This window comes from Faecalicatena sp., assembly GCF_058819085.1.
Window position 1 is genome coordinate 126,936 of sequence record NZ_JBZUUL010000019.1, and the last position, 14,659, is coordinate 141,594.

Below are 14,659 nucleotides of genomic sequence, written 5' to 3' on the forward strand. Positions count from 1 at the left end.
GCCCCTACTCTTCTTCTGCTTCTGTGATATCGTCTCCCGGTGCATCTGTCTGCGTATCTGTACCTGCCTGTTCTTCTTTCGCAGCTTCTCTTGCAGCCCTCTGCTCTAAGATATACTGCTGTGTGTCCTCACACATATAGATCTCCAGTGTCATGCCAAGCGTCCAGGAGGATGACTCCTTTGCGGACTGCCATGTAAAATCCGTGATCCTCATGCCCGGCTCCTTTGCCGCGCATTCATCCATCATGGACTGGATGGAATCCCTGCCGCCAAAAAGCGTCATCATCACCGCAGCTGTATAGATCCCGTTATAGGTGACTCCCTCATCTTCATTCTCTCCCTCCGGCATAGGGCCTGTATAATCCTTTAGCTTTGTATACTCACCTGAAACCGGCATCTTGATATCCAGATCTTTCACCGTCAGTCCCTTTGAAAGAGCCAGCCCTGTCAGCATTTTATCGATTTCCATACTCTGCATGACAGGATAAAAATCCTTCTGTGCCTTTCCGATCTCTATAAGGACCTTCTCCTCCTTTTCCTGGAGGACGGGAAGGCTTTTCACTTTTTGGCTGCGTTCCTGCTGTTCGATCTTAGCATCTGTGACTTCTTCCTTTAAGCTCTGCCCCTTCTCCATCATAGGAAGCAGGACGCCTGCACCGATACCGACGATCAGAACGACTACTGCAAGCACGATCAATAACTTTTTATCCCTCTCTGTTAGCTTCAGTGTCATCGCTTTCCTCCTGTCTTCCTGCCATGATGCAATTCACATTCACGCTCCATTTATTATCTGATCCCTGGGAATAGCCTGTGTAATCCACATCGGAAAAGATTTCCTGCTGGTTCAAAAGCTTGATGAACTGGTTGATCTGCTCAACATTTTCCGCCTCTGCATTGAAGCTCATCATGCCACTTTCTGCATTGTAGCTGCTGATCTGGGCCGAAACAAGGCCGGAGGCGCAGGCTGCGACGACCTGTTCCGTCTTACTGTCTACCCTAGGATAGCCAAGCAGGCTCGTCTTTAAGCTGCCCATGCTCTTCCCCAGCGCAGCTGATGAGGAAAGCTCTGCATTCAATGCGTCATACTCCTCGCAGGCTGCCACGATATCCTCCCTCTGGTTGTAGTCCTCAAGCTCTGAAAGCTGTTTGGAATAAAGAAACACTCTGATTCCCATTGCTGCTGTCACCGCTAACAGAACCGCTGCAAAGACTCCGAGAGGAATCAGGACTTTTCTGCGCTGCTTTCTCTCCTTTTCCTTGATGGGATCTTTTTGTACCTGAGCCATCATAGAGGTCTTCACATCTGCCCTAAGCAGTCCGCCGATCGCCAGTGCAAAATTCGTTACCGACTGACCCCCGGCTCCCTTCTCGATCTGTACCGTCTGTCCCAAGTCCAGCTCCCCGGCCTCCATCTGGTCATTGATCTGATAGATGCTGTCCTGATAAACCTGGAACTCATCCTGTGTCAATCCTGCTATATAAACCTTAGGGATCTTGGCTGAGAGTTCCTGCGCCTTTGCAAACTGGATCAGGTTGCTGACTGTGCGCGCCGCCTCTGCTGCAAACTCTGGTGTCCCCTTCTCTGAGAACATGCGGTTCCTGTTGGAATACCGATACTGGCCATCCACAAAAAGCAGATTCATCAACGTCATATCATCCGCAAACTGTACAATGCAGGTGGAGCCTCCTAACTGGGGAAGGGTCTCTGCCAGACGCAGTGCCACTCCTATCACACTCTCAATACTGCCGATGGTGATTCCAAGCCCCAGGAAGATCTCCTGATACTCACGGATAAACTCACGGGGTGCAACAACAGAAAAGATTCTTTTTACTTTTTCCTTTTTACCGCCTGCCCCGGATAACGGGAAATAGCCGTAAACCGGATTGGAGATTCTCTCCACATCCGTAAATTCACGGCTGATATAATCCATCATCTGTTTTTGCTTCACAAGGGGTGCATCCACCACCTTTGTGGTGAACTGGCTGCTGTCTATGACTAGACTTATCCCCTTCCTGGGGAGGCTGTTCGTCTCCCACAGGTTCTTTATGATCTCCCGAAAACCATCCACATCCGTGATCGTTCCGTTTAAAATGCATCCTCTGGTATCCACCGTGTAGTAAAGCGCCTTTGCATGAATCCTGCCGCCGGAGGCCTCACCCTCCACCACACGGATATACCGATTTGATAAATATACTACTACCATCCAAAAGCCCTCCTATTCCATGCCTGCAATACTGTCATAAGATCCGTACATTGCACTGAATACAGCTACCATGACAAACGCAACGATGATCCCCATGATGATCAGCATAACCGGTTCCACATATGACACCATCTTATTGATGGCGATATCTGCATCAAATTCCATAGAATCTGCAATCGACAACAGCATGGAATCCAGACTTCCGGTCTCCTCGCCTACCCGGATCGAGTCTGAGAGCTTCTTTACAAACCCGTCCACCATATCCAGGCCGTCACTTAAGTTATTCCCTGCCCTTACAAACGGGATCACCTCTTCGAACTGTGCATCGATATAATCATTTCCCACCGTATTCCTTGCGATCTGCAGGGCCGATACGATCGGGATCCCCGCAGAATAAAGAGAACTCAATGTCCTTGCAAAACGCGACGTGCAGATGACCTTCTGCAGCTTTCCAAACACCGGGATATGTAAAAGAACCCTGTGCCACTTCCGCCTAAATCCCGGTGATCTAAGAAGTGCCTTCCACCCCAGCCACAGGCCGATCAGGGCTGCGATCGCAATAAACCAGTAATCCTCCATAAAATTGCTGACTCCATATAAGATCTTGGTCGGCAGCGGCAGAGAGTCCATCGTATCGAATAATTCCTGAAAATTCGGCAGGACAAACTTTGTTAAGATCAGAATAACTGCAATGACCATGAATCCTAATATCTTAGGATAGACAAGGGAGCTGGAGATCTTTCCGTTTAACTTATGCTCCTTCTCATACATCAACGCCATCTGCAGAGATACCTTTTCCAGATTACCGCTGCTCTCAGCGGAGCGGTACATATAGATCATCAATGGCGGAAATGCCCCGTTCTGGGATTCCATTGTGTCCGAAAGTGAAATCCCCTGCCGAATCTGCCGGATCATATCCTCATAGACCGCCCGTTCTGCAGGCTTGATCGACTCTCCGTTGGAAATGATGCTAAGCGCCCTCACCAGAGTCACCCCTGCCCCGACCAATGTAGAAAGCTGTCTGGAAAAATCAGAAAGTACCTTTGCCTTAAACTGTTTTCTGTTTTTCTGCGTCTTTACTTCCCTGGCATTCAAAAGAAAGGCATCCTGCTCATGAAGCCGCAGCTGTAACTCGACCTCACTTCCTGCATTCATCATCCCCGAAATCTTCTTGCCTTCCATCGTCTGCGCCTTATACTTATACTGTGCCATCAGGCGTACCTCCCTTGTCTGTGTACCATGCCCACCTCGTTAAAACAACATTCCAAAATACCACGCGATCACCTGATCGCCCCACAAAAGACCTGCTACCATCCCCATGCAGAGAAACGGTCCAAATGCAAACTGGTCCTTCCGCCCCTTTTTCTTTGAAGCCAGCAGATAGATCCCATACCCTCCGCCAAACAGGATCCCGAATACCATAGAGATCAGGATGGTCTTCCAGCCAAGGAACAGCCCTCCTGCTGCCATCAGCTTGATATCACCGCCGCCAAACGCCCCGGGGATCAAAACTGCCAGAAGCAGCATCGGCACGCTGACGCATATCATCCCGACGAAACGCTGGGGGAGTGTAATCTCCCTCACCAGAAACATTCCCAGTACTGCCAGTACAACAATTGCAAGGGAACACCCATCTGCGATCTCCATCGTATCAATGTCCATCAAAGTGACCACCATCAGGATCCCGACAAATAGGAAGATCAACACTGCTTTCGCATACGCTCCCCCATCATATCCGTAATGGACCATACAAAAGACTGCCGCGGCACCTCCGAATATCTCGGTCAGCGTATCCCTGATTCCAATCTTCTCACCACAGTATCGGCATTTTCCACGGAGAAACAGGTAACTGAATACCGGAACCAGATCTCGTCCCTTCAATACCTGTCCACAATTCGGACAGATGGAGTGTCCCTTAACAAAGGACATCCCCTTGGGCACCCGGTAGGCAACTACATTTAAAAACGAAAACACACAGGCTCCAAGCCAAAAGGCCAGAAGACCTAGTACTGCCTCACATATCATTAATTCCATATAACCTCTCCATCTCTTCTGACTGTCTCATGATATTGGTTCAAAATCCTTATGTATTGGTAAGATCCCCTGAAAGCTTTACGTGCTTATTCTCCTGATAACATCATATATTACAATCCGTCCTTTTATGAAAAGAAAAAATCCCACTTTTTCCCTTTCATAAAAAGGGGAATTCACCCGGCTGCAACCGAATAAATTCCCACCTTTCATCCAACTCAATATTGATGAATCTTCCAGTAGACTTCCCATGTATCAGTATCATTATCTATATCATACTGATACTGCACCAGAAATCTTCCCTTCTGATAACTCATGGTATCTACACAGTTCTTCCCGGTATTCCAGGATACCAGATGTATCTTCCCCTCTGCTCCCGAAAAACTGACCACATCCTCTTCCGCTTCCTTCGACATCCCGCTTGAGCGGGTTCTATCTACGATCGATGTGCCCAGCCCATAAGCTTCCAGGCTGAGAAGATTCATATTCATTACTACATTCTTAGCTTCCCGGAGAGTCTGCCTCTCCTGGATCGACTGATCCCAAATCCACAGGGCCGGTGCAAGAACCACTAGACAGATTAAAAGGATAATCAGGGCTGCTTTGCAGGCCCTTAAAAACTTGTTTTTATAGGTGAGAGATTCATAATTTTGTGACATGGTTGATTATGAACCTCCCTTCTGGTTGATGTTAGCCGTTGTTTGTTGCTCCACTCTTAGTTACTGTCCAACCGCCAGTTCCTCCTGCTGTTCCCTTAACCCAGACTGCCGTATACTTTCCATTATTGTAGGCAAATCTCGAAATTTCACCGTCTGTTAGTGAATATACTCCATTATCTTTGTTAGGAGTTGCTGTTCCTGTTGTATCCGGTGCTATCTCTACATTTCCAATCGTAAACTTGCCATCTGCCGTTGCATCCTCACCTGTCACATCACTCACTTGACTTGATGCATAATCAGCCTGTAACTGTGATAATAAGGTCGCTGCATCTGACTTACAATTAGCCTTATTCGCTTTCTCCACGTACTTCAACATACTCGGTACCAGAACTGCTGCAAGGATCAGTATAATTACAATTACAACAATCAGCTCAACCAGGGTAAAACCTTTCTTATTCTGAGCCCTTTTTCTCATCTTTTTTAACATAGGGGATCTCCTCTCAAACGTGAATTTTATTCCTCTTGCACCTAACTCTTACATTGATTTAAAGTAAATCGTTTCATAGTAATAACATATGCTCTCAATGTTATTTAAATTCTACTCCCCTATGTCATAATTTGTCAATATCCGCCAGGGGTTTTGTTGATTTTTATGTGATTTTATTTCGCAATTTTCCCCATTTTTGTACATTTATAAATTTTATTTTAAAACCGAAACGTTTCCATATCATCTGGGACGTACAAGTTCCCGTGATAATACTGCTGCCCTTCCGCTGTATAGAGTTCTTTCCGCTCTCCAAAATGGGAATCCTCCGTATGATAGAGGATTAAATTCGGTATTTTCAACTCTTCTGCAAGCTGACAGGCTTCCTTCACCGTACTGTGATGTTTTTCGTATGGCTGGAACTTTTCTGCCTCCTGATACAGGCAGAATGCCTCATGCATCAGCCAATCACTGCCCTTTACATAAGCTTCCTCACAAACATTATAAGGCTCATCACCGCAGCAGGATAATTTCTTTCCGTCAGGAGTGACAAGAGAGAAGCCAAACTGTCTTGCTTTTGTCGATCCGATATCAAAGAAGGTTACGTCGCAGTCTATAATTTTTTTCTGTTCACCGCTTTCCAGGGGGATCAGAAAGATCCGTTCCCCGATATGTTTTGTCACCTTTTTCTGGATGGTCAGCTCCGCGATCGTCTCAATCGTAGGTATCAGTCCACTGTGGCAGTAAACCCGCAGATCTCCTTCGTATTTACCCTGATTCATCTTCTGCCCGATGATCCGTACCAGCCAGATCAATCCGAATAGATGGTCAATATGTTCATGAGTAATAAAGATATCATGAATGTCTTCTAATGGAATCCCTGCCTTTTTCAGGTTCCCCAGTATCTGATTTCCACCGCCGGCATCTACCAGAAAGTGTCTGTTTCCATCCGATAACGCGAAGCAGGTGTTATAATATTCTGTTACACTTGCATTTCCCGTTCCTAAAATCGTCAGCTTCATAATCCTCTAATCCTCATAGTATTTCATCAAAGCCTGTGTTCCCAGGTCCCCATACCCCTCAGCTTCCAGCTCCTCATAATTTGCGAGCACCTGACTTAACACGCCAAGGTCCAGTTCACTCATATTTGCCTCGATCAATGCCAGCTTCATATCTTTTATGAAATGTTTCATGAAAAATCCAGGCGCGTAATCTCCGGCTAAGATTTTTGGTCCAAAGGTATCCAGCTGTTTGCTTCCTGCTGCCCCGGTGGAAACAGATTTCAAAACAGTCTCCAGGTCAAGCCCCTTCGCTTTGGCATATGTAAGGGCTTCACATACACCTGACAGTGTTCCCGCTATCATGATCTGATTCGCCATCTTACAGTGCTGTCCGCAGCCTGCCTTGCCTTGATAATTGATATTCGTTCCCATTGCTTCAAATAACGGCAGACATGCCTCATAATCTTCCTGATCCCCTCCGACCAGGATAGACAGCGTTCCGGCTTTTGCCCCCGTATCGCCTCCTGTCACTGGAGCATCCAAGACGTGGAATCCGGCCTTTTTCCCTTCTGCATAGATCTTCTCTGCGATCTGTGGGCTTGTGGTCGTCATATCGATCAAATATGCGCCTTTTTCTGCACTGTCCATAATATTTCCTGCGTCAAAATATACCTCTTCTACGTCTTTCGGAAATCCTACAATTGTAATGACAGCTTCACATCCTGCCACACAGCTTTTGATGCTGTCATGGAAGATGGCCCCCTCTGTGATCACATCCTCCACCTTGGCACGGTTTCTGGCGTAAATATGCAGTTCAAAGCCTGCTTTCATCAAATTCCGCACCATGGATTTTCCCATGATCCCAACGCCTATAAATCCTATTTTCTTCATACTTGTTTTCGTCTCCTTTACTGCCTTTATCTCCATCCCAAGATCATTATAAATGAACCGTAATAATCTTGTTATCAGACAAAACTCACTATTGTATGAACTGTCTGATTTATTATTTTTTCATTATATTACAATTCAGGGTATGGTACAATAGCGAAACGTTCTTTTATCACTCCCCTCAGAAGGAGGAAATTTCTATAGGGTCTCGGAAATCACATTGTAATTTTCTATTTTTAGTGCTATACTGTTCCAAAAGTTCCAGTACGTCAGATAATCGGGAGGCAGTCATGAATAGGAAAAAAGGTGGGTTTACTTTAGTTGAGTTAATCGTCGTGATCGTTATAATCTTGATTCTTGCCGCAGTACTCGTTCCATCATTGTTAAAATATGTATCCAAGGCGAAAAAAGCTGCCGCCATCTCCGAATGTAAAGAAGTCGTCCAGGCAACCCAGAGAGTTGCCGCAGACCTTGCTGCGGAGGAGGTCCTCACTTCAATTGCCTTGAACGATAAACGTCCGGCCATTTTAAAAGAGGCGGATGCAGGTGGTTCCTTCGAAACTGATATTGAATTTGAAGAAGATACGGCAGAAGTATTGTCATTTGAATATCTGGCTAAAAATGGACTACATGTGATATTTGATATAAATCATAAACCACAGGTGTATATTGAAGAAGGGGATCCAACGCTTACTAAGATCAATAATTATATAAAAGATGCTGCCGATTACATCTCTGACTTGAAAGGTCAAACAAATCCACCTGGTTCTTTAGACAGAAAACGTTTAATTGAAAATGCCATACAGAAAGATGGATTGTTAAAAGTTTCTGACTCAGAGAAACAAGGCTCTAATTTTAAAGACAAAGAATTATACTGGCATCCTTATTATCTGGGCGGCTTTAAAAAAACAAATGAAAATCCCGTTATTTTATTTGCTAATTATTCATCCACAGATCACGGTCAGTGGCTGGCTAATCTCGTTTATTTGGATGGGCGTGTTTATGAAGCCCCTAATGACAAAACTCAAATTAGTAAGCTTGGAATTAATAGTGATATAGGTGGATTCCAAGATATCGTAACCGACTATGCATCTGCAGAAAAATGGCTGAAAGACCAGGGCTACAAACCGATTAGTTAAACCATGTTGTCCACTTATATCCTGAAAAAAGAGCATCCTGTATATCTTTCCCACTTCCGGAAATCACACAGGATGCTCTTTCCTATCTCTATCTATCCAACCAACTGTATGACGATCTGTGCGATCCAAAATACACAGAACAAGATCATTCCCGCATTTACGACCACGACCGAGAATCTTTTCCCTTTCGGAATCACCCTCTGACCAGGCATCAGCCTGAATTTCTTATAGTTGATGATCAGCAGTACCATTCCCGCAATAGCTGTTCCAAATATAGCCAGTGCATATCCGGCAAATAAGAATAGTCCCGGCATAACACTTTCAAGCTGCGCCATTCCTTTCGCCATATCCGTCTGAAATAATGTCAGCGCTTCCATAAACTCGTCATAACGCGATATTTTCATGATCAAAAGGGGCAGCACACTTCCTACAAAGTTCACCATCATATGCAATGCGATTGTATATCTGACCCGGCCTGTCTTTACATAGATAAAGCCGAAGAAAACACCGAGACAGAATGCATAGGAAAACTGACTTAAATTCCCATGAAACAATCCGAAAAGCAGCCCTGACAGCATCACAGCCACCCCTTCACCATACACTGCCACCCGGTCCACAAGCAGCTTGCGGAAGATATATTCTTCATAGACAGGGGCACAAAGTACAGTGAACAGGAATACCACCCACAGATTGGTCCCTGATATCACAGACAGCAATACATTATCTACTGCCGAACCCTTCAGCAGGCCGATGAGAAATGTCAGCGCCGTTCCCACCAGATTTGACGCATAGGTGATTCCATAGCACATAAGGGCCGCCAGAATCCATTGACCGATGGTCATGCGGTGCTGTTCAAGCGGTGCCCTCACATGGATGATCTTGACGATACACATCATAAGAGGCAAAGCCAAAAGATACATGATCAGCATCGTCACCACCAGGGTCCCCGTACTGCTCTCCATCCACTGCGGAAAGAAGCGGTTCACAGCAAGCATTGCAACTCCCTGCACAAGCGCGATGGCAAGGGAACCTCCCAAGAACACAAATCCCACTTTAGAGAAAAACTTTTTTCCTCTTTTTACCGGATCATCCTCACTTTCCGTCGGCTGTTTTTGCTGCTGCAGTCCATTTTGCGGAATCCTCATGTCATCTCCTGCTGTTGTATCATTTATCTTATCCTTTGGCTTATACTCTATTTTCTGATTCTCCTCGTAATGTCTCTCTTCCGTCATCGGCATCCTCCTGATTTTTTATTTTTCATGTATCTGTTTTATTATAACGTCTGCTATCTCAATTCACAACCTTTGATTATTCTTTTAAATTTTATGTGTCATAAGCTTTTTTTCTTGTTATAATAAACATATATTTGTTATGGAGGTACAAAAAAATGGAACTTTCCAAACAACTCGCTGCACAGATCGTGAATGCTGTTTATGAGGTCGTAGGAAATGATATCAATCTTATCAACGCTTCTGGTATCATCATCGGAAGCACCAACACAAAACGGATCGGAACCTTCCATGAGGCCGGATGCCAGGCTGTAAAAAGTGGAACTCCCATATTCGTAGACGAAAAACACATTTTCCAGGGTGCACAGAGCGGAATCAATTATCCTATTTTTCTGGAGGGGCACCCTATCGCTGCAATCGGAATTACAGGGAATCCTAAGGAACTGGAACAATTCGGATTTCTGATCACTAAGATAACGGAAGTGTTTTTAAAGGAGCAGCAGCTAAACGAAGAGCTTCTCTCTGAAAACAGGTCTCTGCACTATCTGGTCACCTCATTGATCTATGACAATATCCAGAACCAGAAGCAGCTGGAAACACTGCTCGATAAATACCAGATCGATCCATCCAAAGAATACACTGCCCTGTCTATTAAACTGCAGGATACCACACTGGAACCATCTCTGCGTTTTTATTTTTCCGGCCTGGGCTGTCCGCTGTCTCTCTATCTGTATCCCAATGAATGGGTCGCCATTCTGGACCGGGAGCTTTTTTCCCGTTTTTCGGCCAAAGAGTTCGCTGCGAACTATAAAGACCGGCTTTATGCCGGGATGGGTCCTTTCGTACCGCTCTTTCAGCTGAGCCAGTCCTATCAAAGTGCTCAGATCGCCAGGCGGCATGCCCGGCAGCTAAATACAGTTTTCTGCAATATCGAAGATATCTCGATTGAATTTGTCCTGGAAAGCCTTCCTGTGCATATTCAAAGGCTGTATTCTGAACATATGCTGAATCCGCTTACTGAGAAAGAGCTGCATGTTCTAAACACCTATTTTATCAATAACTTATCCCTCAAGGATACATCCGATGCACTCTTTATCCACAAAAATACGCTACAATACCAGCTGGACCGCATAGCTGTGAAAACCGGGCTGAACCCGCGGATTTTTCAAGATGCCTTTTCATTACAATTTGCTCTTCTCTGCAGAAATCAGTGATCTGCATGACTTAGGAAACTGAGATGAAAGTAAATGCAAGGAACTTATTTGGTACACATACTAATTTTAAGTCTTTATTCTATTTTTTTTCATCTTATATAACATATACATCTTTTTATGACGTGCTATACTTAGATTCAGAAATGTAACATTGGATTTGAGCATACAAAATGTTCATCATGGAGGGATTAGAAATGAAAGTTGTAGTTGCAATCGATTCTTTAAAGGGAAGCTTAAGCTCTATGGAGGCGGGGCTCGCAGTCAAAGAAGGGGTACTCCTGGCGCATCCTGATGCTGACGTCACCGTGAAACCGCTTGCAGACGGCGGAGAAGGGACTACCGACGCACTGATCGAGGGAATGGGCGGAGAACGCATTGACATCACAGTGACCGGGCCGCTCGGCAAACCGGTCCAGGCATATTATGGATATTTAAAGGAATCCAAGACTGCGATCCTGGAAATGGCCTCTGCTGCCGGGATCATCCTTGTTTCAACTGAAGAAAAAGATCCTCTGGCTGCCACTACCTTCGGTGTCGGTGAAATGATCCTGGATGCTGTAAATAAAGGATGCCGCAATTTTATCATCGGCATCGGCGGAAGTGCAACCAATGACGGCGGCATCGGAATGCTTCAGGCATTGGGATACACTTTTAAGGATGCAGAAGGTCATGATGTGGGACAAGGTGCGCAGGCACTTGGTAAAGTGGCGGCCATCGGCTGTCAGGGGATTTCTTCCAAGCTGTCTGAGTGCCATTTTCAGGTTGCCTGCGACGTGACCAATCCACTCTGCGGAGAAAACGGCGCTACTTATATCTATGGACCGCAAAAAGGCGTAACTGAGGATCTCAAGGCTCGGCTCGATGCAGATATGGCTCATTTTGCAGAGGTGACGTCTAATGCTCTGGGAAATCATTTTGCAAACACAGATGGTGCCGGAGCCGCCGGAGGACTTGGGTTTGCTTTCCTTAGTTATCTGGGTGCAGAACTGACCCCGGGCATAGACCTGATCTTAAATGCTGTAGAATTGGAGAAGGAATTAAAAAATGCTGATATCGTTGTTACCGGGGAAGGCCGTCTGGACCATCAGACTGCGATGGGAAAGGCCCCTGTGGGAGTTGCTAAGCTGGCAAAAAAATATGGAGCAAGGGTCCTTGCATTTGCCGGCGGTGTGACAAAAGACGCAAAGGCCTGTAATGAAGCCGGGATCGATGCATTTTTCCCTATCGTTCGCGGGATCATCACGCTGGAAGAAGCAATGAAGCCGGAAAGGGCACGACAGAATATGATCGACAGTGTAGAACAGGTTTTTCGCTTATTTTCCTGAGATTGATAAAATGAGTATCGGAATAAAAGCAGGCACAGAAGAATGATTTCCTCTGTGCCTTTCCTCTTCTAAATACCAGGAATTCCCTTATAAGTACTTCACCGCAACCATAGCGATTCCTAAAACAGATAATACAACACCTGTTGCTCTGTTTAAAGTTTTTGCCGGGGCTTTATTTGCAAATCTGGCCGCCACTCTTGCTCCGATCAGAGTGAACAGGATACACAGGATCAATGCCGGGATATCCGGCAGGCTGCCGCTGATAGAAAAATGGGATACAGCCCCGGTAAATGCCGTAAAAGACATGATAAACACGCTTGTCCCCACCGCAGTCTTTAACTCATACCCCAATATGCTCGTCAGCATGAGGAGCATCATCATTCCGCCGCCGGCTCCGATAAAGCCGCAGATAAATCCAATGACGATGCCGCACAGGATCGATTGTATGATCTTCGTTTTCTTATCCTTTTCTTCCAATTTTTCTTTCGTTGTCATGACTGGTCTTACAATAAACTTAATTCCTAAGAGCAGGGTCATAAAAACGGAAAATCCGCCCATTGTCGTATTCGGGAGGAGAGACGCAATGTAACTTCCTGCCATGGTAAACACCAGAACCGTGAACAGCATGACAAGTCCGTTTTTGATATCCAGATTCTTATGTTTTCCGTATGTATAGGCTGAAATGGCGGATGCGAGCACATCCGAGGCCAATGCGATCCCCACCGCCTCATATGCATCAAAACCTAAAAATGTGATCAGCATCGGTGAAATAACTGCCGCCGCAGATAATCCTGCAAGGCCCGTCCCGATTCCGGCCCCCATTCCTGCTGCCAGACATACCAATATTTTTGCGGTCATATTAATTGCCTCCTCGTTTCTCTGGTTTTATATTTTCTGCCATTTTACGCATAACGTTCTCAAATGCATTTAATTCCTCCTCTGTAATCCCCCGAAACAAAAGCTTCATGACTGCTTCCTGCTCCTTCTTAGCCTGCCTCACGATATCCTCTGCCTCTACCTGTATGATAAGGCGGCTGACCCGGCGGTCTGACGCATCCTCCTTTATTCCAAGACAGCCTCGTTTTACAAGCAGATCAACCGCCTTAGAAACATATGATTTTGCGATATGCCTGAACTCCACGATCTCCTTTGCCGTGTTGTACTGCGGATTGTTATAAAGGAACAACAGAACATCGATCTCTACTTTCGTCATATTGTGATCCAAAGCGATCTGATTCATCCTGCCGCCATAGGCTTTTTGGAATTGGTTGGTGATTGATAAAAACTCACTTGTTGTTAACATTTTTGATTCCTGCTTTCTCTTTTTTAGGAAAATATCCTGTTTCATTGTTTTGCCACATCATCGAATTGCTTCTGATCCTGCAGTATACAATATTAGTTTTTTTAAGAACAGTTCTATAATGAACTATTTTAGCACATAATAAATCGATGTCAAGATTTTCCGGCAAATCTTTCTTCGTAAATCTTTCTTCTCCTAAATGCCTGCCGGCAGCAGAATAAGAGATATATACAAAAGTCATCCCTCACTGCATGTCCCTTGCGTATATTTTCAATATATTTTACAGATAATAGCAGTGAGATAATTTTGACACTTAAAGGAGAGCAAGAGATGGAAGATTACACAAACATGCCTGGCAGAACAAATCCTGCCCGCACAATAGACCCTCATGAGCAGAAGCAGACCGAGGAAGTCCCTCAGTCAATGGAAACAAATGCAACAAATGTCATCCCTGATGAAGTTCCAAGACGCGATGGTCCTGGCGGAGAATAAAACAAAAACGGCAGGATTTCAAGCTGAACAAAAATAAAGAAGTCTCAAAAAGGATACCTGGAAACCATCCGTTGTCAGTTCTATGAAATGGTTCTGGTATCCTTTTATTTTCTTTAAATTTCCTTTTAACGATTCCTTCAAACGGTCTCCTTTAAATGGTTTCCTTTAAGCGAAAAAATAAAGCAAAAAACTCTTGAAATTTTATCCTAAAAGAGATATAATAACAAAGGTTCGTCTGACGGACTATAAGCTGGAATAGCTCAGTCGGTAGAGCACTTCACTCGTAATGAAGGGGTCGTCGGTTCAAGTCCGATTTCCAGCTTGATGAATAAAGTGCCGCAATCCCAGTGTTTTCAAGGGGTTGCGGCATTTTTTTGTATATTCATTATCTCGAACATACTTTCGAAAATCACTCAGAAATACTCATAAAAACCAAGAAATTCTGGAAACTTTTAGTCAGAATTTAGTCAGATTTGATGGGCTCTCAGCCCTCTGATTTAGAAGCATTACCCCCTCTTTTTCAGATTTGATTTTAGTCAATTCACAGAATATCATTTTGTTACTCTTATAAAAAACGCGTAACTTTTTGACAAAAAGATTGTTATATTATATGAGAAGGGACTAAACTCCTCAACCATTTTTAGTTCCTTTCCCACCACATTTATGCCCGGATCAGGATGGACCCGGGCCAAT

The 14,659-nt window shown here is 44.9% G+C and carries 16 protein-coding genes and 1 tRNA gene; 5 read left to right on the forward strand and 12 right to left on the reverse strand.

Annotation, left to right across the window (positions count from 1 at the left end; all coding sequences use genetic code 11):
• Nucleotides 1-4: 4 nt before the first annotated feature.
• The 8 genes from AC4OGX_RS09620 to AC4OGX_RS09655 form a co-directional block, all read right to left on the reverse strand.
• Nucleotides 5-733, reverse strand: coding sequence for a hypothetical protein (locus tag AC4OGX_RS09620; RefSeq protein WP_493330118.1), 729 nt, complete (start codon nt 731-733; stop codon nt 5-7).
• The gene (gene pilM / locus AC4OGX_RS09625; RefSeq protein ID WP_493330120.1) at nt 705-2,204 is read right to left on the reverse strand and encodes a type IV pilus biogenesis protein PilM; all 1,500 of its coding nucleotides are present in this window, start codon (nt 2,202-2,204) and stop codon (nt 705-707) included. The genes AC4OGX_RS09620 and pilM overlap by 29 nt, the downstream gene beginning before the upstream one ends.
• A 12-nt stretch (nt 2,205-2,216) precedes the next feature.
• On the reverse strand, nt 2,217-3,416 hold the full coding sequence (locus AC4OGX_RS09630) for a type II secretion system F family protein (protein WP_493330121.1): 1,200 nt from the start codon (nt 3,414-3,416) through the stop codon (nt 2,217-2,219).
• Between the two features lie 39 nt (nt 3,417-3,455).
• The gene (locus AC4OGX_RS09635) at nt 3,456-4,238 is read right to left on the reverse strand and encodes a prepilin peptidase (RefSeq protein WP_493330122.1); all 783 of its coding nucleotides are present in this window, start codon (nt 4,236-4,238) and stop codon (nt 3,456-3,458) included.
• A 215-nt stretch (nt 4,239-4,453) separates the two neighbouring features.
• The gene (locus AC4OGX_RS09640) at nt 4,454-4,894 is read right to left on the reverse strand and encodes a hypothetical protein (RefSeq protein ID WP_493330123.1); all 441 of its coding nucleotides are present in this window, start codon (nt 4,892-4,894) and stop codon (nt 4,454-4,456) included.
• A 31-nt stretch (nt 4,895-4,925) separates the two neighbouring features.
• Complete coding sequence (locus tag AC4OGX_RS09645; protein WP_493330124.1) at nt 4,926-5,381, reverse strand: prepilin-type N-terminal cleavage/methylation domain-containing protein; 456 nt, start codon at nt 5,379-5,381, stop codon at nt 4,926-4,928.
• Between the two features lie 218 nt (nt 5,382-5,599).
• On the reverse strand, nt 5,600-6,400 hold the full coding sequence (locus AC4OGX_RS09650) for an MBL fold metallo-hydrolase (RefSeq protein ID WP_493330125.1): 801 nt from the start codon (nt 6,398-6,400) through the stop codon (nt 5,600-5,602).
• Nucleotides 6,401-6,406: 6 nt separating this feature from the next.
• Complete coding sequence (locus tag AC4OGX_RS09655; protein WP_493330126.1) at nt 6,407-7,270, reverse strand: NAD(P)-dependent oxidoreductase; 864 nt, start codon at nt 7,268-7,270, stop codon at nt 6,407-6,409.
• 287 nt (nt 7,271-7,557) lie between these two features.
• On the opposite strand from AC4OGX_RS09655, the gene AC4OGX_RS09660 reads away from it, so the two are divergent.
• Nucleotides 7,558-8,406, forward strand: a complete 849-nt coding sequence (locus tag AC4OGX_RS09660; protein ID WP_493330127.1) for a prepilin-type N-terminal cleavage/methylation domain-containing protein — start codon at nt 7,558-7,560, stop codon at nt 8,404-8,406.
• Nucleotides 8,407-8,498: 92 nt separating this feature from the next.
• Here the strand turns inward: AC4OGX_RS09660 and AC4OGX_RS09665 are convergent, their stop codons facing one another.
• Entirely contained in the window at nt 8,499-9,638 is a 1,140-nt protein-coding gene (locus tag AC4OGX_RS09665) for a CPBP family intramembrane glutamic endopeptidase (protein WP_493330129.1), read from the reverse strand.
• Between the two features lie 155 nt (nt 9,639-9,793).
• On the opposite strand from AC4OGX_RS09665, the gene AC4OGX_RS09670 reads away from it, so the two are divergent.
• Together AC4OGX_RS09670 and AC4OGX_RS09675 are read left to right on the forward strand one after the other, a co-directional pair.
• Nucleotides 9,794-10,849 (forward strand): CdaR family transcriptional regulator, encoded by a 1,056-nt coding sequence (locus AC4OGX_RS09670; RefSeq protein WP_493330131.1) that lies wholly within the window; start codon nt 9,794-9,796, stop codon nt 10,847-10,849.
• 194 nt (nt 10,850-11,043) lie between these two features.
• The gene (locus AC4OGX_RS09675; RefSeq protein WP_493330132.1) at nt 11,044-12,174 is read left to right on the forward strand and encodes a glycerate kinase family protein; all 1,131 of its coding nucleotides are present in this window, start codon (nt 11,044-11,046) and stop codon (nt 12,172-12,174) included.
• A gap of 87 nt (nt 12,175-12,261) precedes the next feature.
• Here the strand turns inward: AC4OGX_RS09675 and AC4OGX_RS09680 are convergent, their stop codons facing one another.
• From AC4OGX_RS09680 to AC4OGX_RS09690, 3 genes are read right to left on the reverse strand one after another with little or no spacing between them, the layout of a single operon-like run.
• Nucleotides 12,262-13,032 carry a sulfite exporter TauE/SafE family protein gene (locus AC4OGX_RS09680; RefSeq protein WP_493330133.1) on the reverse strand — a complete coding sequence of 257 codons (771 nt, stop codon included), beginning with the start codon at nt 13,030-13,032 and terminating at the stop codon, nt 12,262-12,264.
• A gap of 1 nt (nt 13,033) precedes the next feature.
• The gene (locus AC4OGX_RS09685) at nt 13,034-13,477 is read right to left on the reverse strand and encodes a MarR family winged helix-turn-helix transcriptional regulator (RefSeq protein ID WP_493330134.1); all 444 of its coding nucleotides are present in this window, start codon (nt 13,475-13,477) and stop codon (nt 13,034-13,036) included.
• Entirely contained in the window at nt 13,461-13,715 is a 255-nt protein-coding gene (locus AC4OGX_RS09690) for a hypothetical protein (RefSeq protein WP_493330135.1), read from the reverse strand. The genes AC4OGX_RS09685 and AC4OGX_RS09690 overlap by 17 nt, the downstream gene beginning before the upstream one ends.
• Before the next feature lie 89 nt (nt 13,716-13,804).
• On the opposite strand from AC4OGX_RS09690, the gene AC4OGX_RS09695 reads away from it, so the two are divergent.
• Nucleotides 13,805-13,966, forward strand: coding sequence for a hypothetical protein (locus tag AC4OGX_RS09695; protein ID WP_493330136.1), 162 nt, complete (start codon nt 13,805-13,807; stop codon nt 13,964-13,966).
• A 249-nt stretch (nt 13,967-14,215) separates the two neighbouring features.
• Nucleotides 14,216-14,288: transfer RNA gene (locus AC4OGX_RS09700), tRNA-Thr, on the forward strand.
• Nucleotides 14,289-14,659: the final 371 nt, after the last annotated feature.

What these genes read in the sequence shown, in the direction of transcription:
- AC4OGX_RS09675 (WP_493330132.1), top strand. Translation starts at nt 11,044, where the DNA reads ATGAAAGTTGTAGTTGCAATCGATTCTTTAAAGGGAAGCTTAAGCTCT.
- AC4OGX_RS09655 (WP_493330126.1), bottom strand. Translation starts at nt 7,270, where the DNA reads ATGAAGAAAATAGGATTTATAGGCGTTGGGATCATGGGAAAATCCATG.
- AC4OGX_RS09635 (WP_493330122.1), bottom strand. Translation starts at nt 4,238, where the DNA reads ATGGAATTAATGATATGTGAGGCAGTACTAGGTCTTCTGGCCTTTTGG.
- AC4OGX_RS09630 (WP_493330121.1), bottom strand. Translation starts at nt 3,416, where the DNA reads ATGGCACAGTATAAGTATAAGGCGCAGACGATGGAAGGCAAGAAGATT.
- AC4OGX_RS09685 (WP_493330134.1), bottom strand. Translation starts at nt 13,477, where the DNA reads ATGTTAACAACAAGTGAGTTTTTATCAATCACCAACCAATTCCAAAAA.
- pilM (WP_493330120.1), bottom strand. Translation starts at nt 2,204, where the DNA reads ATGGTAGTAGTATATTTATCAAATCGGTATATCCGTGTGGTGGAGGGT.
- AC4OGX_RS09690 (WP_493330135.1), bottom strand. Translation starts at nt 13,715, where the DNA reads ATGACTTTTGTATATATCTCTTATTCTGCTGCCGGCAGGCATTTAGGA.
- AC4OGX_RS09650 (WP_493330125.1), bottom strand. Translation starts at nt 6,400, where the DNA reads ATGAAGCTGACGATTTTAGGAACGGGAAATGCAAGTGTAACAGAATAT.
- AC4OGX_RS09680 (WP_493330133.1), bottom strand. Translation starts at nt 13,032, where the DNA reads ATGACCGCAAAAATATTGGTATGTCTGGCAGCAGGAATGGGGGCCGGA.
- AC4OGX_RS09620 (WP_493330118.1), bottom strand. Translation starts at nt 733, where the DNA reads ATGACACTGAAGCTAACAGAGAGGGATAAAAAGTTATTGATCGTGCTT.
- AC4OGX_RS09665 (WP_493330129.1), bottom strand. Translation starts at nt 9,638, where the DNA reads ATGACGGAAGAGAGACATTACGAGGAGAATCAGAAAATAGAGTATAAG.
- AC4OGX_RS09640 (WP_493330123.1), bottom strand. Translation starts at nt 4,894, where the DNA reads ATGTCACAAAATTATGAATCTCTCACCTATAAAAACAAGTTTTTAAGG.
- AC4OGX_RS09645 (WP_493330124.1), bottom strand. Translation starts at nt 5,381, where the DNA reads ATGTTAAAAAAGATGAGAAAAAGGGCTCAGAATAAGAAAGGTTTTACC.
- AC4OGX_RS09660 (WP_493330127.1), top strand. Translation starts at nt 7,558, where the DNA reads ATGAATAGGAAAAAAGGTGGGTTTACTTTAGTTGAGTTAATCGTCGTG.
- AC4OGX_RS09695 (WP_493330136.1), top strand. Translation starts at nt 13,805, where the DNA reads ATGGAAGATTACACAAACATGCCTGGCAGAACAAATCCTGCCCGCACA.
- AC4OGX_RS09670 (WP_493330131.1), top strand. Translation starts at nt 9,794, where the DNA reads ATGGAACTTTCCAAACAACTCGCTGCACAGATCGTGAATGCTGTTTAT.